At 72.3% G+C, this 19,965-nt stretch carries 15 protein-coding genes; 11 read left to right on the top strand and 4 right to left on the bottom strand.

The features are described from left to right. Positions 1 to 14 precede the first annotated feature (14 nt). From YIM_RS18580 to YIM_RS18590, 3 genes are read left to right on the top strand one after another with little or no spacing between them, the layout of a single operon-like run. A complete protein-coding gene (locus YIM_RS18580) occupies positions 15 to 662 on the top strand; it encodes a TetR/AcrR family transcriptional regulator (protein ID WP_153031555.1) in 648 nt (215 codons plus the stop codon). Then, positions 662 to 961 (top strand): GNAT family N-acetyltransferase, encoded by a 300-nt coding sequence (locus YIM_RS18585; protein ID WP_153031556.1) that lies wholly within the window; start codon positions 662 to 664, stop codon positions 959 to 961. Before YIM_RS18580 ends, YIM_RS18585 begins: the two co-directional genes overlap by 1 nt. Next, complete coding sequence (locus YIM_RS18590) at positions 958 to 1,911, top strand: pirin family protein (protein ID WP_153031557.1); 954 nt, start codon at positions 958 to 960, stop codon at positions 1,909 to 1,911. Before YIM_RS18585 ends, YIM_RS18590 begins: the two co-directional genes overlap by 4 nt. Positions 1,912 to 1,914: 3 nt before the next feature. On the opposite strand, the gene YIM_RS18595 is transcribed toward YIM_RS18590, so the two are convergent. After that, complete coding sequence (locus YIM_RS18595; RefSeq protein ID WP_153031558.1) at positions 1,915 to 3,333, bottom strand: acyl-CoA carboxylase subunit beta; 1,419 nt, start codon at positions 3,331 to 3,333, stop codon at positions 1,915 to 1,917. Positions 3,334 to 4,017: 684 nt separating this feature from the next. On the opposite strand from YIM_RS18595, the gene YIM_RS18600 reads away from it, so the two are divergent. From YIM_RS18600 to YIM_RS18620, 5 genes are all read left to right on the top strand, one after another. Further along, complete coding sequence (locus YIM_RS18600; RefSeq protein WP_153031559.1) at positions 4,018 to 6,888, top strand: LuxR family transcriptional regulator; 2,871 nt, start codon at positions 4,018 to 4,020, stop codon at positions 6,886 to 6,888. Beyond that, a complete protein-coding gene (locus tag YIM_RS18605) occupies positions 6,885 to 9,599 on the top strand; it encodes a LuxR family transcriptional regulator (RefSeq protein WP_194240207.1) in 2,715 nt (904 codons plus the stop codon). Before YIM_RS18600 ends, YIM_RS18605 begins: the two co-directional genes overlap by 4 nt. A gap of 5 nt (positions 9,600 to 9,604) precedes the next feature. After that, on the top strand, positions 9,605 to 12,421 hold the full coding sequence (locus tag YIM_RS18610) for an AAA family ATPase (RefSeq protein ID WP_153031561.1): 2,817 nt from the start codon (positions 9,605 to 9,607) through the stop codon (positions 12,419 to 12,421). 555 nt (positions 12,422 to 12,976) lie between these two features. Beyond that, entirely contained in the window at positions 12,977 to 13,669 is a 693-nt protein-coding gene (locus tag YIM_RS18615; protein ID WP_153031562.1) for a LuxR C-terminal-related transcriptional regulator, read from the top strand. A gap of 151 nt (positions 13,670 to 13,820) precedes the next feature. Beyond that, complete coding sequence (locus YIM_RS18620) at positions 13,821 to 15,098, top strand: cytochrome P450 (protein ID WP_228004810.1); 1,278 nt, start codon at positions 13,821 to 13,823, stop codon at positions 15,096 to 15,098. Here YIM_RS18620 and YIM_RS18625 read toward each other — a convergent pair. After that, positions 15,065 to 15,460: an STAS domain-containing protein gene (locus YIM_RS18625; protein ID WP_153031564.1), complete on the bottom strand. Its 396-nt coding sequence runs from the start codon at positions 15,458 to 15,460 to the stop codon at positions 15,065 to 15,067. The genes YIM_RS18620 and YIM_RS18625 overlap by 34 nt on opposite strands. Before the next feature lie 153 nt (positions 15,461 to 15,613). On the opposite strand from YIM_RS18625, the gene YIM_RS18630 reads away from it, so the two are divergent. The 3 genes from YIM_RS18630 (at position 15,614) to YIM_RS18640 (ending at position 17,955) form a co-directional block, all read left to right on the top strand. Further along, positions 15,614 to 16,234 carry an L-threonylcarbamoyladenylate synthase gene (locus tag YIM_RS18630; protein WP_153031565.1) on the top strand — a complete coding sequence of 207 codons (621 nt, stop codon included), beginning with the start codon at positions 15,614 to 15,616 and terminating at the stop codon, positions 16,232 to 16,234. Between the two features lie 19 nt (positions 16,235 to 16,253). Next, positions 16,254 to 17,126, top strand: a complete 873-nt coding sequence (locus YIM_RS18635) for a hypothetical protein (RefSeq protein ID WP_153031566.1) — start codon at positions 16,254 to 16,256, stop codon at positions 17,124 to 17,126. 136 nt (positions 17,127 to 17,262) lie between these two features. After that, positions 17,263 to 17,955 (top strand): hypothetical protein, encoded by a 693-nt coding sequence (locus YIM_RS18640; protein WP_153031567.1) that lies wholly within the window; start codon positions 17,263 to 17,265, stop codon positions 17,953 to 17,955. On the opposite strand, the gene YIM_RS18645 is transcribed toward YIM_RS18640, so the two are convergent. Together YIM_RS18645 and YIM_RS18650 are read right to left on the bottom strand one after the other, a co-directional pair. After that, entirely contained in the window at positions 17,946 to 18,452 is a 507-nt protein-coding gene (locus YIM_RS18645; RefSeq protein ID WP_153031568.1) for a potassium channel family protein, read from the bottom strand. The two genes, YIM_RS18640 and YIM_RS18645, sit on opposite strands and share 10 nt — an antisense overlap. 25 nt (positions 18,453 to 18,477) lie before the next feature. Then, positions 18,478 to 19,890: an MFS transporter gene (locus YIM_RS18650; protein WP_153031569.1), complete on the bottom strand. Its 1,413-nt coding sequence runs from the start codon at positions 19,888 to 19,890 to the stop codon at positions 18,478 to 18,480. Between the last annotated feature and the right edge of the window lie 75 nt (positions 19,891 to 19,965).

Genomic DNA, 19,965 nt, shown 5'->3' on the forward strand with positions numbered 1-19,965 from the left:
ACGCTGTCAACGAGATGCCCCGACCACGCTCGCTGACCCCGGACCAGATCGCCACCGCCGCGCTCGCCGTGCTCGACCGCGACGGCCTCGCCGCGCTCTCGATGCGCGCCGTGGCGGGCGAACTCGGCATGGGCACGATGTCGCTCTACCGCTACGTCGACGACCGCGAGCAGCTCGAACGGCTGATCGTGGAACTGGTGCTCGGCGGGATCGACTTCGAAGTGGACCCGCGCACCTCGTGGCAGGCCCGGCTGACCGAGCTCGCCGGGCGGATGCGCGCGGCCGTCGGCGGCCATCCCGCCGTGGTGCCGCTGCTGCTCGCGCACCGGCACAGCTCGCTGTCCTCGGCACGCTGGGGTGAAGCCGCGCTCGAGGTGCTGACCGGTGCCGGGTTCACCGGCAAGCGCCGGGTCATCGCCTTCCGCGTGCTCATCGCCTACCTGCTCGGCGCACTGCAGTCCGAGCACCTCGGCCCGCTGTCCGGGCCGGGCACCGAGGCGCTGGCCGCGCTGCCCGAAGCCGAGTTCCCCCGGTTGAGCGAAACCGCGCGCCGCGCGCGGCGGATCGGCGCGGACGAGGAATTCCGGGGTGGACTTTCGGTTGTACTGCGGGGACTCGAAGGGGACCTCGAACGGGGCCTCGAACGGAACGGAGAGCAGTGATGGGCGAGGACGCCGTGGTGCGCAGGGACGAAGCCGGGCACCGGTACCAGGTCTTCGTCGGTGACGAGGCGGCCGGGTTCGCCGAGTACACCGAGGAAGGCGACCGGACGGTGTTCACCCACACCGAGATCGGCGACGAGTTCGGCGGGCGGGGCCTTGGCAAGGTGCTGGCCGCCGGCGCGCTCGACGACGCGGTTGCGCGCGGCCGGGTGATCGTGCCGCTGTGCCCGTTCATCGCGAGTTACCTCAAGCGGAACCCCGGCTACGAGGAGCACGTCAGCTGGGACGCGGCGCGATGACCAACCTGGATCGCGGGCCCGAGGTGACCCCGTGCCGTCCGGCGGCGGGGGAGGGCGCCGTCGCCGAGTTCCTCGAGCCGCGCGCGGTACCGCTGGGCGGGGTGCGCGGGATGCGCGTCGAACGCGTGCTGCCGCAGCGCGCGCTGCCCACCGTGGGCGCGTGGTGCTTCCTCGACCAGTTCGGCCCGGAGCGGGTCGAGATGTCGGTGCTGCCGCACCCGCACACCGGCCTGCAGACGGTGACCTGGCCGCTGGCCGGGGAGATCCGGCACCGGGACTCCGTCGGCTCGGACGTGCTCGTGCGCCCCGGCCAGCTGAACCTGATGACCGCCGGGCGCGGGATCTCGCATTCGGAGTTCTCCGTGCGGGAGGAGGAAACCCCGGTGCTGCACGCCCTGCAGCTCTGGGTCGCGCTGCCCGACGACGCACTCGGCATCGAACCCGCTTTCGAGCAGCACACCGAGTTGCCCTCCTACGTCGCGGACGGGGTGACGGCGACCGTGCTGATGGGTTCGCTGGGCGACGCCGTTTCACCGGCCACCACCTACACCCCGTTGCTGGGCGCGGACCTGGCCGTCGACGCGGGGGCGCGGGCCGTGCTGCCGCTGCGCGCGGACTTCGAGCACGCCGTGCTGGTGGTCGAAGGCGAGATCGAGGTGGCCGGGGTGCCGGTGACCGCCGGGCCGTTGCTGTACCTGGGCACCGGACGGGCGGAACTGGAGATCACCGCCACCGCGGGCGCGCGGGCGCTGCTGCTCGGCGGTGAGCCGTTCCCCGGTGAGCTGGTGATGTGGTGGAACTTCGTCGGCCGCGGGCACGACGAGATCGCGCGGGCCCGCGCCGACTGGGAGGAAGGGGACCGCTTCGGCCACGTCGACGGCCACGACGGGCAGCGGATCCCCGCGCCCGCGCTGCCCGGTGTCCGGCTGACCCCGCGCCGCCGCCGGTAGGGATCAGAGCGGGATGTTGCGGTGCGTGCCCCTGGCATCCGGGTAGGAGGCGAACAGTTCGGCCAGCCGGTGGCGGGTGTCCGCGGGCTTGATCACCTCGTCGACCACGCCGATGCTCATCGCGCGCCCGACCCCGCCGGCGATCACCTCGTGCTCGGCGACCAGCGTCGCGAGCAGGGCTTCGCGCTCGTGCTCCGGCGCGGCGGCCAGCTTCTTGCGGTGCAGGATGCCGACCGCCGCTTCGGCGCCCATCACCGCCACCTCGGCCTCCGGCCAGGCGAGCACCGCGGTGGCACCGAGCGAGCGCGAGTTCATCGCGATGTACGCGCCGCCGTAGGACTTCCTGGTGACCAGGGTGATCCGGGGGACCACCGCCTCGGCGAAGGCGTGCAGCAGTTTCGCGCCGCGCCGGACCACGCCGCCCCACTCCTGGCTCACGCCGGGCAGGTAACCGGGGACGTCGACCAGCACCAGCAGCGGAATGCCGAAGGAGTCGCACATCCGCACGAACCGCGACGCCTTCTCGGCCGAGAGCGAGTCGAGGCAGCCGCCCTTGCGCAGCGGGTTGTTCGCGATGACACCGACGGTCTTCCCGCCGATGCGGCCGAACCCGATCACCACGTTCGGCGCCCACTTCGCCTGCAGTTCGGCGAAATCACCGTCGTCGAGCAGGGCGCGCACGAGCGGCTTGACGTCGTAGGCGCGGCGCGGGGAGTCGGGCAGCAGCGCGCGGGGGTCCTCCGGCGGTGCGATCGAGGTGGTGTCCACCGAACCCGGCCTGCCGACGAACCCGACGATGCGCCGGGCCTCGGCGTAGGCCTCCGCCTCGGAATCGGTGGTCACGTGCACCACACCGGACTTGCGGCCGTGTGCCTCGGCCCCGCCGAGCCCGGCCATGTCGATCTGCTCGCCGGTGACCGAGCGGACCACGTCCGGGCCGGTGACGAAAACGCGGCCGGACTCCGACATCACCACCAGGTCGGTGAGCGCGGGACCGTAGGCGGCGCCACCGGCGGCCGGGCCGAGCACCACCGAGAGTTGGAGGATCCGGCCGGAGGCACGCACCATCGCGGCGAACATGTGGCCGATGCCGTCGAGGGCGGCGACCCCTTCGTTCAGCTTCGCGCCGCCGGAGTGCCACACCCCGATGACCGGGCAGTCCTCGGCGACGGCCAGTTCGATCGCGTCCACGATCAGCGGCGACTCGTCGATGCCGATGGCGCCGCCCATCCGGCTGCCGTCGGTGCAGTAGGCGATCACCGGCGTCCCGTCGACCAGCCCGCGCGCCACCGCCAGCCCGGCCTTCTCGCGGCCGTGGACCAGGCGCAGCGAGCCAGGGTCGAGCAACTGCGAGAGCCGGTGCACCGGGTCGCGGTGATCCGGTGCGGACCCGGTGGTGTCCGGCACGGCGAAGAGCGTCATCACTCACCTCGGGCGGTGTACCGCGGGCAGGAACGGCCCCAGTAGACCCGCCGGTGGCGCCGGAAACGCCTAGTCTTCGGCGATTTTCCCGCCATTGCCGCCGTTTTCCGCGATTCGCGGACGCGCTGTCCCCGCGCGCGGAGGTGTGCTCGGTGCGGCGAACAGGCACCTTCTGTTATGGTCCGAGTGCGGTTGGTAAATGACTGACGCACTGGTCCGAAGTCGGGTGAGCACCCGGCGATCAGCGCACCGTATGCGGCCGACCGCGCTCCGTGTGATCACTTCGAACGGCCCTGGCTGGCTTTTCCACCCGTCACCCATCGGGCGGTAACTGCGTACAGGGCCGCGGAAACGGCGAATACGTGCCGCCCGCATCCGATCCGGTGGCCGGATCGGGCACCGGGCCGCCCCGCGCCGGGGCCACCGCCCAGCGGAAGACCTGCTCGGCGCGGTCATTGGTGAATTCTTGACCGGAAAGGGTGACCGCGCGCCGGAGTGGTGCGTTCGGCCCTACCCCATTCACCGTACGAACGTACGGTTCCACTGCCGGATCACTGGCCGTGCGCGAACGCCCGCGCGCCGCCTAACCTTGGAGCCGCGGATGCGGCCTGGGGGCCGGGATGCGGGATTCGCCCGTCATCTGGCGACGTCGTCACGGGCCGTGCCGTGCCTAGGGAGGACCAGTTGGTCGAGCGGACGGAAGTCCCCGGCGACTCCGGCGTGCTCATCGGCCGGAGCGGTGAACTGGGGACCCTCGCACGGCTGGCCGCGGCCGCCCGCGCCGGTGACGCGGGCCTGGTCGTCCTTTCCGGACCGAGCGGGATCGGCAAATCCAGTCTGCTGCGGGCGTTCACCGGGCGCGCGGCCGCCGAAGGCATGCGGGTGCTGCACGGGGCGTGCGGGGAAGTGGTGGCCGGTACCGGTTACGGCGGTGCGCAGGCGCTGTTCGGTTCGCTGGAGCTGACCGCCGATTCCCCGCTGCTGCGCGGCGGTGCCCGCCGGGCGCTGGTCGCGCTGGCCGAAGAACCCGGTGAGAGCAGCTCCACCGGCGCCGACTACCCGGCGCTGCACGGGCTCTACTGGCTCGCGGTGAACCTGATGGCCGACGGCCCGCTGGTGCTCGCGCTGGACGACGTGCACTGGTGCGACGAGCGGTCCCTGCGCTGGCTGGAGTTCCTGATGCGGCGGGCGGACACGCTGCCGCTGCTGGTGGTGCTCGCGCTGCGCACCGAGATCGAGCCGGTGGCGCCGGGCGCGCTGGCCGACATCTCCGCGCAGCCGCGCTCGCTCACCCTCGGGGTCGGGCCGCTGGCCGGCGCCGACGTGGCCACCATGATCGGCCGCGCCCTGCCCGGTCCCGCCGATGAGTCCTTTGTGCACAACGCCGCGGTGGTCTCCGGCGGCAACCCGCTGGTGCTCACCCGGCTGCTGCAGGAACTGCGAGAGCTGGGCGTGGCGGCCGACCGCGAGGGGGCCCGCCGGGTCACCGAGGTCGGGCGGTACGTGGTGGCCACCTCGGTCCGCGCCACGCTGGACAGCAAACCGGACTGGGTGCGCGAGGTGGCGATCGCCGTCGCCGTGCTCGGCGACCACGGCGAGGAACTGCTCGGCGCGCTGGCCGGGGTACCGGCGGCGCAGGTGGAAACCGCACTGGAGGTGTTGCGCGGCGCGGACATCCTGTCCGCCGACCGGATCGAGCCGGTGCACGACGTGGTGCGCTCGGCGGTGCTCGACTCGATCAGCCCGGCCGATCTCGCCGCCCTGCGGGTGCGCGCGGCCAGCCTGCTCAGCGACGCCGGCCGCCCGGCCGAGGACGTGGCGAACCTGCTGCTGCTGGTGCCGGACGTGACCCAGCCGTGGATGGCCGGGGTGCTGCGCGCGGCCGCCGCGCGCGCCGAGCTGCGGGGCGCGCCCGAGGCCGCGATCCGTTACCTGTACCGGGTTCTCGAGGCCGAACCGGAGAGCGTGCCGGTCCGGTTGCAGCTGGCGCGCTCGCTGGTGGAGATCGACCCGCCGAAGGGCGCGGCACTGCTGCGCGAGGCACTGGTGCTGGCGCTGGACGTGCGCACCAGGGCGATGGTCGCGGTGCAGTTCGGCATGACGTGCCTCCACGTGCAGAAGTCGCCCGAGGCCGTGCGGGTGCTCAGCGAGGTGCTCGACGCGCTGGACCTGGAGCTGGGCCCCGACCCCGATCCGGCCGACCGCGAACTGCGCACCCACGTCGAATCGGCGCTGCTGCTCACCGGCGTGGACGAGAAGGCCACCATCGCGCCGATCCGCGCGCGGGTCGCCAAGATGACACCGCCACCGGGCGACACCCCGGCGCAGCGGCAACTGCTCGGCACGATGACCGTGGTGACCGCGATGGACGGCACCTGCCCGGCGCTGGCGGTGGAGCAGGCACGCCGGGCCATGCGTTCTCCCGGGGTCACGCTGGGCGGCTGGTCGCTGCTGTCCTCCGCGCTGGCGCTCAGCTTCGCCGACGAGGTCGGCGACTGCATGGACGCGCTCGACCGGGTCCTCGAGCACGCCAGGGAGCACGCGGCGGTGCGCACCTACGTGCTGACGCTGTCCTTCCGCGCGTTCATCATGCACGGGCTGGGCGAGCTGGCCGACGCGATCTCCGACGCCCAGGTCTCCCTCGACGTCAGCCGCGGGGAACCGTGGGGCGACGCGGTTACCATGCCGCCGACCGCGCTCGCGGCGGGGCTGATCGACCGCGGTGAACCGGCCCGCGCCGAAGAACTGCTGGCCGGGGTGGTCCGCACCGACCTGGACCGGTTCGTCTGGGAGTACCACTGGTTCCTGATGACCCGCGCGCGGGCGCGCTGGGCGCTCGGTGACGCCGACACCGCGCTGTCGCTGTTCGACGAGTGCGGGCGTTCTCTCTCCGAAGCCGGTCTGGTGAACCCGGCGTTCGTGCCGTGGTGGGTGGAGTCGGCGTGCGTGCTGGCCGACATCCGGCGCCCCGGCGACGCGGCCGAAATCGTCGACCACGGCGAGGAACTGGCCAGGCGCTGGGGCACCCCGCGCGTGCTGGGGCTGGCCGCGCTGGCTCGCGGGGTGATCACCCCGGGCACCGCCGGGATCGACCTGCTCGCCGAAGCCGCTTCGCTCCTGGCGCGCTCGCCCGCCCGGCTGGAGCAGGCCCGCGCCGAATTCCGGCTGGGGCAGGCGCTGCTGGAGTCCGGGCATTCCGAACGCGCGCGCGGGCACCTGCGGACCGCCGCCGACCTGGCCCGCCGCTGCGGGGCGCTGGCGCTGGCGCGCTCGGCCCGCCGCGGCCTGCTCGCCGCGGGCGGCCGGATGCGCGAGATCACCGAGTCGCCGGTCGACATGCTCACCGGTACCGAGCGCAAGGTGGCCGCGCTGGCGGTGGCCGGGTCCAGCAACCGGGTCATCGCCGAGTCCCTGTTCGTCACCGTGCGCACGGTCGAATCCCACCTGACCAACGTCTACCGCAAGCTCGGTGTCGGCTCCCGGGCCGAACTCGACACCGCGCTGGCCGACATGCCCGCCTCGCTCGGCGGCCCGGTGAAGCGGGTGCTCTCGTGAGCGGCGACCTGTTCGGCCTCGAACGCGAGGCCGAGCGGAACGCGCTGACCGCGGTGCTCGGCGCGCTCGACCGCGGAACTCCTTCCGTGGTCACGATTTCCGGAGCGCCCGGACTCGGCCAGCTCGACCTGCTGCGCTGGATCGCGCGGCTGGCCTCCGGACAGGGCGTGCGGGTGCTGTGGGCGCGGGCGACCCCGGCCGAGCACGCGCTGCGCTACGGGGTGCTGGCCCAGCTGCTCACCCCGGTGGTGCCCGGGGTGCGCGACCTGCTGGCCGGGCCGGACCAGCTGCCGGGACTGGCCGAACTGCTGCGGGCCGCGCGCACCCGGCCGACCATGGTGATCGTCGAGGACGGGCAGTGGCTCGACCCGGCGTCCTCGGCGTGGTTGCAGGCCCTGATGCGGCGGCTGCCGGGCACCCGGATCGCCCTGCTCGCCAGCAGCGGCGGAACCTGCGGGGACTGCGGCTCGGTGACCAGCCTGGCGGCGAGCGGCCAGGTCAACGCCGTCGAGATGCTGCTGTCGCCGCTGAGCGCGCGCGGGGTGGCCGACGCGGTGGAACTGGTCTGCGGCGAGCGGGGTGACGACGAGTTCTGCGCCGCCGCGCTGGCCGCCACCGGCGGGAATCCCTTGCTGCTGCAGGAGGTGCTCGGCCGGTTCCGGGACACCGGCGGCAGCCCGGACGCGGCCGGGGTGCCCCGGCTGCGGGCGATCGGCGAGTCGGCGCTGGGCGACTACGCCACCCGTGTCCTGGATGGACTGTCCGAAGAGGCCGTTTCGGTGCTGCGCGCGGTCGCGGTCTGCGGTGAGGTGCTGGACTTCCCGCTGGTGTGCCGCCTGGCCGGGGAGCCCGGCCTGCACGAGTCGCGGATCCGCTCGATCATCGCCTCCAGCGGGCTCGCGGTGGAAACCCGGGCGGCGGGGGAGCGGCTGCGCGTGCGCGCCCCGGTCGTGGCGGCCAGGGTGCTGGAGAGCATGCCGGTCGCCGAGCGCGCCGAACTGCACGCGCGGGCCGCCGAACTCGCCTACCGGGCCGACGTGCGCGACACCGACGTGGCGCGGATCCTGCTGCGCGCCGGGCCGATCGGCGCGAGGTGGGTGGTGCACCTGCTGCGCCGCAGTTTCGCCGCGGCGCTGCGGGACGGCGAGGACTGCCAGGCGATCGCCTACCTCAACCGCGCGCTGGACGAACCGCTGGAACCACTGGCGCGGGCACGACTGAACTTCGAACTCGCCTCGGTGCAGGCGGCCAGGGTGCCGGTGGCCAGCGACCGGCGGCTGAGCGAACTCGCCACCACGCCGGGGCGCGAGTTCGCCGGGCTGCGGTTGCGCGCGGTGGATGCCAAGCTGAGCCGCGGCGACAGCCACTGGGCGCGCCGGGTCGCCGCCGAGGCGGTGCTCGCCGAGCACGAGTCCGAAAAGGACGGAATGCTGGCGCTGTACTGGATGTCCGAGCAGACCCGCCAGGACGACGGCGAGCCGATGGTGCCGGAGATGCCCTCGCTGCCCGATCATCCGCTGGACACCGCGCAGGCCGGGGCGCGGGCGTGGCAGCTGGCCGCGTCGGCGAACGACCTGCAGGCCACCAGGGTGCTCGCCCGGCGCGCGCTGCGCCGGGAGGACGCCCGCCCGCTGCTGGTGATGCCGCGGCTGTCCGCCTGCCGCGCGCTGTTCCTCACCGACGACCTGGAAGAGGCGGAAGTGCAGCTGAACGCCCTGCTCGCCGACGTCCAGCGCGACCACCTGCGCGCGGGCACCGCGCGGGTGCTCACCGCGCGCGCCGAGCTGAGCATGCGCACCGGCCGCAACGACGTGGCCGAACGGGACCTGGCCGCCGCCGAGCGCGCACTGCCGCTGAGCAGCTGGCACCCGAACATCGCCTCCTACCCGATCTCGCTGCAGATCTGCATCGATGTCCAATATGGACGGCTGGACCGGGCCAGGCGGCTGCTCGACCGGGCGCGACCGGCCGAAGGCGCCTTCTCCGCGTACTTCATGTTCGCCAAGGGCCTGCTGTCGCTGGCCGAGGGCAGGCCGGTCGACGCGCTGGACATGTTCCGCGAGTGCGGCAGGCGGTTGCTGCGCCAGCACATCGTCAATCCCGGGCTGCTGCCGTGGCGGTCGGTCGCCTCCGGTGCGGCCGCGGCGCTGGGCCACATCAAGGAAGCGCAGCAGCTCAGCCTGGAAGAGTGGACGCTGGCCGAGAAGTGGGGCGCGCCGAGTGCGCTGGGCTGGGCGGAGATGGGCTTTTCCCGCCTGTCCGGCGAACACCGTGTCGGCCGGGCCCGCGAAGCGCTGCGCGTGCTGCGCGGCTTCCGGCTGAGCCCGGTCTACACGCTGGCGCTGCTGGAGGTCGCGGCGGCCGAACTCGACGACGGCGACCCGGCCGAGGTGCCGCCGCTGCTGGCCGAGGCGTCCGCGCTGGCCACCATCCACCGCTCGCACTGGCTCACCACGCGGTTGCGGGAACTGAGCGAGCGCGTCGGCAGCGGCCCGCCGGGACCGGTTTCGCCGATCTGGACCTCACTGTCCGAACCGGAGCGTAAGGTCGCCGTCATGGTCGCCCGCGGTCGTGTCAACGGTGAGATCGCCGAGACCCTCTCGGTCACCAAGCGGACCGTGGAGCGGCGGCTGAGCTGCGTCTACCGCAAGCTGGGCATCAGCGGGCGGGAGGAACTCGGCGCGCTGGTCCGGTCGATGGAGGGATTCTGAAACCGATGTTGCTCGAGCGGGACGCCGAACTCGCGCTGGTGACCAGGGCGCTGCGCGCGGCGGCGGACGGCGAGTCCGCGCTGATCCTGCTGCGCGGCCCGCTGGGCATCGGCCGATCCGCCCTGCTGCAGCGACTTCCCGGCATCACCGACACCGAAGCGGTCAGGGTGCTGCGCGCGAACGCGGCGCCGATGGAGCAGGACTTCGCCTTCGGGGTGGTCCGCCAGCTGTTCGACAGCCTGCTGGCGGGCACGCCGGAGGAAGCCCGCGAGCACTGGCTGCAGGAGCGCGCCGGGTTCGCCAAGCTGGTCTTCGCCGACGACGCCGTGCCCGCCACCGAATCCCACGACGTGGCCCAGTCCGAGGCCGTGCTGCACGGGTTGTGCACGCTGCTGGCCAACGTCGGCGAGGAGACGCCGCTGTTGCTGCTGGTCGACGACCTGCAGTGGGCGGACGTGCCGTCGCTGCGCTGGTTCGCCTACCTCGCGCGCCGGTTGCGGGGGCTGCGGGTGGTGGTGGTCTGCACGCTGCGCGACGGGGATCCGCGGGCGCAGCACGCGCTGGTGCGCGAGGTGGCCGACGCGGCCACCCGGGTGCTCACCCCGGCGCCGCTTTCCTTCGAGGCCACCAGGGAAGTGATCCTCGGGCACTTCGGCGAGGAGGGTGACGAGGAGTTCGCCGCCGCCTGCCACGAGGCCTCCGCCGGCAATCCGCTGTTCCTCAACTCGGTGCTGTTCAGCCTGGTCGCCACCGGCTGCCGCCCGGAAGCCGCGCAGGCGCAGCAACTGCGCACGCAGCGGCCGTCGAAGCTGCGTGAGCGCGTGGAAAGCGGGCTGCGCAACCAGCCGCGGCCGGTGCGGGACCTGGCCGCGGCCATCGCCACCTTCGGTGAGCAGGGCGATCCCGAGCTGATCGCGCGGCTGGCCGGGCTCGACGCGATCGGTTTCGCCGGGGCGCTGCGCTCGCTGCACCAGCTGGGCCTGCTGGCCACCGAGCAGGAACCGCGGTTCTTCCACCGCGTGGTGCAGGACGCGGTCGAGGCCTCGATGACCGTGGTCGAGCGCGAACGGCTGCACGATTCGGCCGCCGCCCTGCTCTACCGCTTCGGCGCGCCGGCCGAGCAGGTGGCCGCGCAGCTGATGGCGGTGACCGTCTCGCGGCAGCCGTGGTCGGTGGTCGTGCTGCGGGCCGCCGCCGACACCGCGCTGCGCCGGGGCGCGCCGGACACCGCCGCCCGCTACCTGCGGCGCGCCCTGCTGGACAGCTCCACCGAGGGCGAGGACCGCGCGCGGCTGCTGATCGACCTGGCCACCGCCGAACGCGGGTTCGACCCGGCCGCCTGCGAACGCCACGTCTCCCAGGCGGTACCGCTGCTGACCACCCCGCGCGACCGGGCCGCGGCCGTGCTGCGCATCGCGCCGACCGTGCTCGGCGCGCCACCGGCGTCGATGATCGACCTGATCGGGCAGGTGGCCGGCGATCTCGGCAGTCCGGACACTTTGGACGGTTCGGCGCGGGAGATCGCGCTGCGCCTGGAAGCCCGGCTCCGCCACGCCGGGCACGAGGACCCGGCGGAGCTGGCTTCGGCCAGCGAACGACTGCGCGGCCTCGGTGACAGCCCGCCGATGCGCTCGGGTGCCGAGCGCGAGCTGATCGTCGTCCTGCTGCACGCGGCCACGATCAGCTCACGGCGGCCGGCCGCCGAACTGGCCTCGCTGGCGAACCGCGTCCTGGAGCGCGAACCGGCCACTCCCTCGCACGTGCACACCGCCCTGCCGCTGCTGGTGCTCACCCTGATCGCGGCGGATTCGGTGCAGGGCATCAGTTCCTGGCTCTCCATCGAGCGGCAGGCGCGGCGCCAGCACGTGACCGTGGCCGACGCGCTGGTGCACGTGGAGCATTCGCTCGTGCTGACCGCGCGCGGCAGGCTGCCCGCCGCCCGCGAGCAGGCCGAGCGCGCGATGCAGCTGGTCGACGCCGACTGGCACGAGGTCAGCGCGTGCGCCACGGTCTCGCTCGCCGCGGTGGCGCTGGAACTGCGTGACATCGAGCTGAGCAAGCGGATCGTCAACGGGGTGGGCAGGCGGCGCTCGGAGAGCCTGAGCCTGACCGCGGTCGCGCAGATACTGGAGTCGGCGGTCGACGCCCACCAGGGCCAGTGGGTCAGCGCGCTGGACGGGCTGCTCACCGTGGGCAGGCTGCTGGAGGCGTCGGGCTGGCGCAACTCCTCGCTCTACCCGTGGCGGCCGTGGGCGATCAGCCTGCACCAGCGCCTCGGCGACAGCCCGTCCGCGCTGGCACTGGCCGAAGAAGAACACGCCTGGGCCGAATCGTGGGGCGCGGCCTCGGCGATCGGGCGGGCGCTGCGGCTGCAGGGCTGGCTGCACGGCGGTGACCGCGGCCTCGACCTGCTGCGGGACGCGGTCGGCACGCTGCGTGGTTCGGCCAACGACCTGGAGCTGGCGCGGGCGCTGATCCTGCTGGGCAGGCGGCTGGGGGACAGCGCCGAAGCGGCGGCGGCGCTGCGCGAGGGCGCCGAGCTGGCAACGGCCTGCGGGGCGAGCTGGCTGGTGGAACGCGCGCGGCCGGGTTCGGCGGGCAAGGCGGCCGTTCCGCCGCCGAAGGTGTCGCTGACCCGCACCGAGCGCCGGGTGGCCGAACTGGCCGGCTCCGGGCTGACCAACGCCGAGATCGCCGAGCGGCTCGGGGTCTCCTCCCGCGCGGTGGAAAAACACCTGACGAATTCTTACCGGAAGCTCGGCGTGGCCGGGCGGGCCGGGCTCGCCGAAGCGATCTCGGCCGATGTTCCCGACGCGAGCTGACGAATAATTCCAGCTCCACCGGCGTGCCCCAGCTCACTTACCGGCTAGGGAAGTTCTCGCGTTTCCCGCCGGTAAACTCAATGGCAATCCGCTCGTTCCGAGCACGATTTCACAGTGGTGGCCGAGTGGGTGGCCAATCCACCGGTGCACCGCCCGCATGGTTCGGTGTCGGTGCCGACAGTGTCGGTGGTACGGTTCGGTCGGCCGGACAGTTCCCAGGTGAACGGCCTGATGTCCGCCGGTGGGAGCAGGGTTCGGGCGGACCGGCCGTACCGAACCACCGAAGCCGGCGGTGTCGGCCCGTACTACTTCGACAAGTTCCCACAGGCTTCTCCACCAGTTACCGCCTTCATTGACGCCCCGCTCTTTCGGTGGATAGTTTTCAATACGACTTGACGGCGTAGAGCGCTCTAAGAAACGCGGGGCGGGAACGCATCGCCGAACTCGGTCGCCGGAGATCGAAACACTGTTTTTGAACACCGTTTCGACAACGGGGATCGGCGGCACCGGGGCGGCGTCGGGGTTCTTGACGAGGCGAAGGGATGGGCAGTCACCATGACGAGTGCAGCACTCGCGGAAGCCGGCCGGGCACCGGTCCGCGGTCTGGAGCACGAACTGACCGTGGACACCGAGGCCCAGGCGCACGCCGAGAAGTCCGGGCTGATGGTGTGCCTGGACTCCGCGCTGCGGATCCAGCAGGCGAACCAGGAGTTCTTCCGCCAGTTCGGGATGGCTTCGGCGGACGTGTGCGGCCGGGGGTTCACCGAGCTGGTGCACCCGAGCATGCAGCAGGCGCTGCGACGGCAGTTCGCCGGGCTGGTCGAGGGCAAGCGGCACCGCTTCGCCGCGCACGTGGTGCTGGTGCGGGCTGGCGGCGTGGCCTTCCCGGCGACGCTGACCGGGGTCGCGGTGCGCGGTGGCGCGCCCGAGGTCGGTGGCGGCACCACGATCCTGGTGATGATGCGCCCGGCGCAGGGCGCCGCCGACGCCGGGGTGGTGACCAACCGCAAGAAGATCCTGTCCGAAATGGACGCCCGGATCCTGGAGGGCATCGCGGCCGGGTTCTCCACCATTCCGCTGGCTTCGCGGCTGTACCTGAGCAGGCAGGGCGTGGAGTACCACGTCAGCGGCCTGCTCCGGAAGCTGAAGGTGCCCAACCGCGCCGCGCTGGTTTCGCGGGCGTACTCGATGGGCGTGCTCAACGTCGGCATCTGGCCGCCGAAGGTGGTCGACGACTTCGTCAAGTAACGGGGCTGTCCCAGACCGGAGGCCGCGACCCAGCGGGTCGTGGCCTCCTTCCACGTCCGGGTGAATCGCGGGTGTCCGGGAGCTTGTGGGTTGACGCACAGACGCCGGGGGGTGTGGGCGGTTTGCCGGAGTCAGGGGTACCGTCGGCCGGGTGGGGCAGCTTCGGACGCGAGTGAGTGCCTGGCTGGCACGCCGGTATCTCAGCAGGGTACGCAAAAAGGGGTTCGACCTGTCGAGAATGGGCATGTTCCCGGACTCGGCCCTGATGCCGCTGCGGCGCAACGGGCTCGACCCGGTGCCGGAGCTGGCCCGGCTGCGTGAAAGCGAGCCGATCAGCAAGGTGGACATCCCGTTCGGGGTGAACGTGTGGCTGGTCTCCGGATACGAGGAGGCCAAGACGGTGCTGGCCGATTCCACCCGGTTCAGCAACGACTTCAACAACCTGGTCGGCGAAGCGGGCGCGAGCGCCGACGCCAATCCCGGCGGCCTCGGTTTCGCCGACCCGCCGGTGCACACCCGCCTGCGCAAGCTGCTCACCCCCGAATTCACCATGCGCAGGCTGTCGCGGCTCAAGCCGGGTATCGCCAGGATCATCGAGGAGCGCCTCGACGCGATCGCCGAAGCCTCGGCCCACGGCCCGGTCGACCTGGTGCAGGAGTTCGCCCTGCCGATCCCGTCGCTGGTGATCTGCGAGCTGCTCGGCGTGCCGTACGAGGACCGCGAAGCGTTCCAGCACCTCAGCGTGTCGCGGTTCGACCTGTTCAGCGGCGCGGAGGCGTCGTTCGGCGCGATCTCGGAGTCGCTGGAGTACCTGCTCGGCGTGGTCCGCGGGCAGCGCGAGAACCCGGGTGACGGGCTGCTCGGCCAGATCATCAAGGAACACGGCGACGAGGTCGACGACCAGGAGCTGGCCGGCCTCGCCGACGGCGTGCTGACCGGCGGCTTCGAGACCACCGCCAGCATGCTGGCGCTCGGCGCGCTGGTGCTGCTGCAGGACCAGGACACCTTCAAGCGCATCCACGACGACGACACCGCGATCAACGGCTTCGTCGAGGAGGCGCTGCGCCACCTGACCGTGGTGCAGGCCGCGTTCCCGCGCTTCGCCAGGGAGGACCTGGAGATCGGCGGGGTGCGGATCGGCCAGGGCGACGTCGTGGTGGTCTCGCTGAGCGGGGCGAACCGGGACCCGAAGTTCGGGCCGGCGCTGGAGGACTTCGACGCCTTCCGCAGCCCGACCTCGCACGTCGCCTTCGGGCACGGGGTGCACCGCTGCATCGGCGCCGAACTGGCGCGGATGGAGCTGCGCGCGGCCTACCCGGCGCTGGTCCGGCGGTTCCCCGAGCTGCGCCTGGCGGTGCCGGTGCAGGAGCTGGCGTTCCGGAAGGTGTCGGTGGTCTACGGGGTCGAGTCGCTGCCCGTGCTGGTCTGACTCAATTCCCCGCCTCGCACGGCCTGCTCGACCGTCCCGTACAGGCGCAGCACCTCGCCGACGCCGGTCGCCTCGAGCGCGCGCCGCACCGCGTGGGTGGCACCGGCGACCCGGAAGTCCACGCCGCGCGCCGCGGTCTCCTGCTGCACCATGACCAGGGTGGCGATCCCGCTGCTGCCAAGGAAATCGACCTCGGACAGGTCGGCGACGAGCACCTCCGGCGGGTGGAGCAGGGCGGCGGCCAGCGCGTTGTCCCAGGTGGTCAGCGTGCCGAGGTCGATCTCGCCGTCGGCGCTGACCACGGTCACGCCCGCGGCCGGGCGTGCGGTCCGCACGGCCAGGGTGGTGGCGGTTCGCTCCACGGCAGTACCTCGCTCGGGTGTGTGTGCGCACGATCGCTCATCGTGACGGCGTCACCGAGAACGGTACGGGCCCGGGCAGCCGCCGACAAGGACACCGCCGGTGCGGCCGGACCCTGACCGGCGGTCACCGATCACCGTCTCTATGCTCCGGCCATGGCCAGGTACTTCGACGTGCACCCCGAGAACCCCCAGCGCCGGGCGATCAGCCAGGTCGTGCGGCTGATCACCGAAGACGGCCTGATCGCCTACCCGACCGACTCCTGCTACGCGCTGGGCTGCCGGCCGGGCAACAAGTCGGGCATCGACCGGATCAAGGAGATCCGCGGCCTCGACGACAAGCACCACTTCACCCTGGTCTGCCAGGACTTCGCCCAGCTCGGGCAGTTCGTGCACGTCAGCAACGCGGTGTTCCGCCTGGTCAAGGCGTCGACGCCGGGGAGCTACACGTTCATCCTGCCGGCCACCAAGGAGGTGCCGCGGCGGCTGATGCACCCGAAGAAGAAGACCGTCGGCGTGCGCATCCCCGAGCACGTGGTCACCCAGGCGCTGGTCGCCGAGCTGGGGGAGCCGCTGCTGTCGAGCACGCTCCTGCTGCCGGACCAGGAGGAGCCGATGACCCAGGGCTGGGAGATCAAGGAGCGGCTGGACCACCAGGTGGACGCGGTGCTGGACTCCGGGGAGTGCGGGACCGAGCCGACCACGGTGATCGACCTGTCCGAAGGGGTGCCGGAAATCGTGCGGCGCGGCGCCGGGGACACAGCCCGGTTCGAGTGAGCTGTGTTTTGCTGACGGCATGGATTTCGACGCAGTCGCCGCCGAGCTGTACGCCGGGTCGCGTGAGGAGTTCACCGGCCGCCGCAACGAGCTGGCGGCCGAGGCGCGCAAGGCGGGCGATCGGGACCTGGCGGCGCGGATCAAGGAGCTGCGCAAGCCGACCAGCTCGGCGTGGCTGACGAACCGGCTGGTGGTCGAGCACCCGGACGAGATCGGCGAGCTGACCGAACTGGGCGAGTCGCTGCGGGAGGCGCACCGGTCGCTGGCCAGTGACGACATCCGGGAGCTTTCGCATCGGCGTCGCGAGCAGATCAACCGCCTGCTCGGCCTGGCCCTCGAGGTGGCGCGAGCCGAGGGCGTCGCGATGAGCGAGCCGATCACGCGGGAAATCGAAAGTTCCCTGGAAGCGGCCGTCGCCGGGGAAGAGGCCGCGGCGCAGCTGACCGCCGCCCGGCTGAGCGGCGCGCTGACCCCGGACCTGACCGACATGTGGCTGATGGCTGTGCCTCCCACGTCGTCCGCCCCCAAGAATGCGGCCAAGCCCGCGCGGGAGAAACCCGAGTCCGAGAAGAAAAAGCCGGTGCACGACGAGCTGGCCGCCAAGCGCGCGGAAGCCGAACGCCGTCGCCGCGAGGAACGGGCCCACGCCGAAGAACGCGCCAAGCGCACGGCCGCCGAGCGGGACAGGGCCGCGAGCGAACTGTCCGAATTGGAGTCGGAGGCCGAAGAACTCGGCACACGCGTGGAAAACCTCGAAAAGGAACTGGCGAAACTGAAGCAGAGGCACCGCGAGGTCCGCAAAGCCGTTGCGGCGGCGGAAAAAGCCCTGGAGAAGGCAACCGGGGCGGCGGGCGCCGCGGAACGCGCGCTCACCTCGCTGCCCAAGCCCTGATGGTGTGGCGCCGGTCCGTTGTGCGGTGGGCCGGAGTTCGGTGGTCAAGGCCGGAGCCGCTGTTCTACCGTTGTTCCACCGTGACTGTCGAAGCGCTTCGACAGTCATGATCGGAACAGCGACAAAGGAGTCGGCCATGTTCAGAATCGCTCGCTCGGTGGTCACCGCTCTCGTGGCGGGCCTGGTGTTCACCGCCATGCCCGCCCCCGCCATGGCGGCGACCTGGAGTTCCAGTGACCGTTGGGGCACCTGGGAAAACGGCGGCTACACGCTCTACAACAACATCTGGGGCAATGGCGGTGGCCCGCAGACCATCTGGGCCAACTCGCCGAGCAACTGGGGAGTGTGGGCGAACCATCCCAACACCGGCGGGATCAAGTCGTACCCGAACGCGTCCCGGACGGTGAACCGGCGGCTCAGCTCGCTGAACAGCGTGACCAGCAGCTTCAACGTCACCGTTCCCGGCAGTGGCGCCTACACCAGCACCTACGACATCTGGGCCGACGGCCACGCCTACGAGATCATGCTCTGGATGAACCAGACCGGTCCCATCGGGCCGATCGGGTCGTTCCAGACCAACGCCACCGTCGGCGGGCACGACTGGGCCGTCTACCGCGGTTCCAACGGTTCGGCGCAGGTGTTCTCCTTCCTCCGCCGGTCGAACACGAACGCCGGCACGGTGGACATCCTGGCGATCATGAACTGGATCCGCGCCCGCGCCTGGTTCGGTGACGTCACGCTGAGCCAGGCCCAGTTCGGCTACGAGATCACCTCGTCCAGCGGTGGCCTCGACTTCCGCACGAACCAGTTCTCGGTGAACTACTCCTGAGCCCGCCTGCGCCGCACGGCGGTGACGATGACGCGCAGCGCCGCGCCCAGCACCAGCAGGTTGCCCGCCATCTGCACGGTGACCAGGACGCGGGCGGTCTGGCTGACCGGGGCGATGTCGCCGAAGCCGACGGTGGCGAACACCGTGACGGTGAAGTAGAGGGCGTCGGTCCTGGTCAGCGGTTCGGTGAAGCTGGGAGGAAGGTTGTACGAGAGCAGGTGGTAGAGGTTCGCGAAGAGGAGGAGGAACAGCGGCGCGCTCAGCGCGAGCGCCTGGATCCCTTGCAGCGCCGGGTGTTTCGCGTGTGAGATCAGCCTGGCCTGCCAGGCGACCACGGCGATCACCAGGCACAGCCCGGCGATCAGGCCGACGGCGTGCCAGCCGCTCAGCCCCCGGTCGACCGGGAGCAGGTAGTACCCGGTGAGCAGCAGGGCGGTCGTCACCAGTGGCCGGACGAGGGCCAACGCCACGTCCGGCCACCGGGGCACGACCGGCATCGGTGACCTCCCGCGCAAGGTGGTTTCAGCGTCCCGGGATGGTGTGCGCGACGCCTGCCGCCGCGGCGACCCGGCTCGCCGCGCCCGGCGGCGACGGGCGGTGGCGACCGTAGCAAAGCGCGAGCACGATGCCCAGCGCCGAAACGGCGGCCAGCAGCACCGCCGATCGGGCCAGGCCGCCGGCGCCGGGCGCGGTGCCGTAGCTCGCCGCGGTCGCGGCGACCAGCAGGGCGGCCCCGACGTAGCGGGCCATGTTCGAGATGCCCGACGCCGCACCGACCTCGTGCACCGGCACCGCCGCGGTCGCGGCCGAGGACGCGCACCCGTTGGCGAAACCCATGCCCACCGCGATCGCGATGAGCGGCACCACGAATCCCGCGTAACCGGCCGCGGTGGAGCGGATCGTCAACAGGGCGAATCCGGCGGTGGTGAGCACGAATCCGATGGTGACCACGGTGCGCGTGCCGAGGCGCGTGGCCAGCGGACTGACAAACGGGGCGACCACCACCAGCCCCGCCGCCGCGGGCAGCGTCGCGAGCCCGGCGGCCAGCGGGCTCATCGCCGGTCCGGCCGGATCCTGGAGGTACAGGCTCATCACGTACATCAGCCCGTTGAGCGCACCGGCCACGATCAGGATCGCCGCGGTGGCGGCGACGAGCACGCGATTGCGCAGCAACCGCGGATCGACCAGCGGGGCCCGCACGCGCCGCTCGACCGCGACGAACCCGAGCAGGGCGGCGGCCGAGGCGGCGAAGCAGCCCAGCGTCGCCGCCGAACCCCAGCCCCAGTCCGGCCCTTCGCTGAGTGCCAGCACGAAGGGCACCAGCGCCCCGGCGACGAGCAGCATGCCCGCGAAGTCGACGGCACGCGGGCGATCCGGATCGCGTGACTCGGCGACCGTGCGCACCGTCAGCGGGACGCAGGCCGCCGCGATCGCGGCGGCGATCCAGAACAGCGACTGCCAGCCGGCCGAGCCGGTGAGCGCGCCGCCGGCCAGCGGCCCGGCGGCGGCCCCGATCGCGGAGGCCGCGCCCCACAACGAAACGGCACGCACCCGCGCCGGCCCGGAGGTCGCGACGGAGAGCAGGCTCAGCCCGCACGCCACCAGCGTCGAGCCCGCCGCGCCCTGGAGCAGGCGCCCGGCGATCACCCCGGCGCCGGTGCCGGCCAGCGCGATCAGCACGCAGGACACGACGAACAACAGCAGCGCGCCGACGAAGACCCGGCGCCGTCCCGCGATGTCACCGAGCACCCCGCCGGTCACGATCACCGCCGCGCCGACGAGTGAATAGCCCGTCACCGCCCACTGCAGGGTGGCCGCGCCCACCCCGACGTCCTCGCTGATGGCAGGCAGCAGGATGCTGACGGCCGAGGTGTTCGCGTTCACCACGAGCGTCGAGGCGCAGGTCGCCACGAGCGCGCCGCCTGCCTTCACCACGGGTGCCTCCCGTTCGTCGTCACCGGCGGCGGATCGCGGGTACGCTCACGTTCCCTCATCGTCCGTTGTGGACGG

Source organism: Amycolatopsis sp. YIM 10 (assembly GCF_009429145.1).
Lineage (GTDB): Bacteria > Actinomycetota > Actinomycetes > Mycobacteriales > Pseudonocardiaceae > Amycolatopsis.

Excerpts from the sequence above, each read along its gene's own strand:
- YIM_RS18580 (WP_153031555.1), top strand. The coding sequence starts at position 15 with ATGCCCCGACCACGCTCGCTGACCCCGGACCAGATCGCCACCGCCGCG.
- YIM_RS18585 (WP_153031556.1), top strand. The coding sequence starts at position 662 with ATGGGCGAGGACGCCGTGGTGCGCAGGGACGAAGCCGGGCACCGGTAC.
- YIM_RS18590 (WP_153031557.1), top strand. The coding sequence starts at position 958 with ATGACCAACCTGGATCGCGGGCCCGAGGTGACCCCGTGCCGTCCGGCG.
- YIM_RS18595 (WP_153031558.1), bottom strand. The coding sequence starts at position 3,333 with ATGACGCTCTTCGCCGTGCCGGACACCACCGGGTCCGCACCGGATCAC.
- YIM_RS18610 (WP_153031561.1), top strand. The coding sequence starts at position 9,605 with ATGTTGCTCGAGCGGGACGCCGAACTCGCGCTGGTGACCAGGGCGCTG.
- YIM_RS18615 (WP_153031562.1), top strand. The coding sequence starts at position 12,977 with ATGACGAGTGCAGCACTCGCGGAAGCCGGCCGGGCACCGGTCCGCGGT.
- YIM_RS18630 (WP_153031565.1), top strand. The coding sequence starts at position 15,614 with ATGGCCAGGTACTTCGACGTGCACCCCGAGAACCCCCAGCGCCGGGCG.
- YIM_RS18635 (WP_153031566.1), top strand. The coding sequence starts at position 16,254 with ATGGATTTCGACGCAGTCGCCGCCGAGCTGTACGCCGGGTCGCGTGAG.
- YIM_RS18640 (WP_153031567.1), top strand. The coding sequence starts at position 17,263 with ATGTTCAGAATCGCTCGCTCGGTGGTCACCGCTCTCGTGGCGGGCCTG.
- YIM_RS18645 (WP_153031568.1), bottom strand. The coding sequence starts at position 18,452 with ATGCCGGTCGTGCCCCGGTGGCCGGACGTGGCGTTGGCCCTCGTCCGG.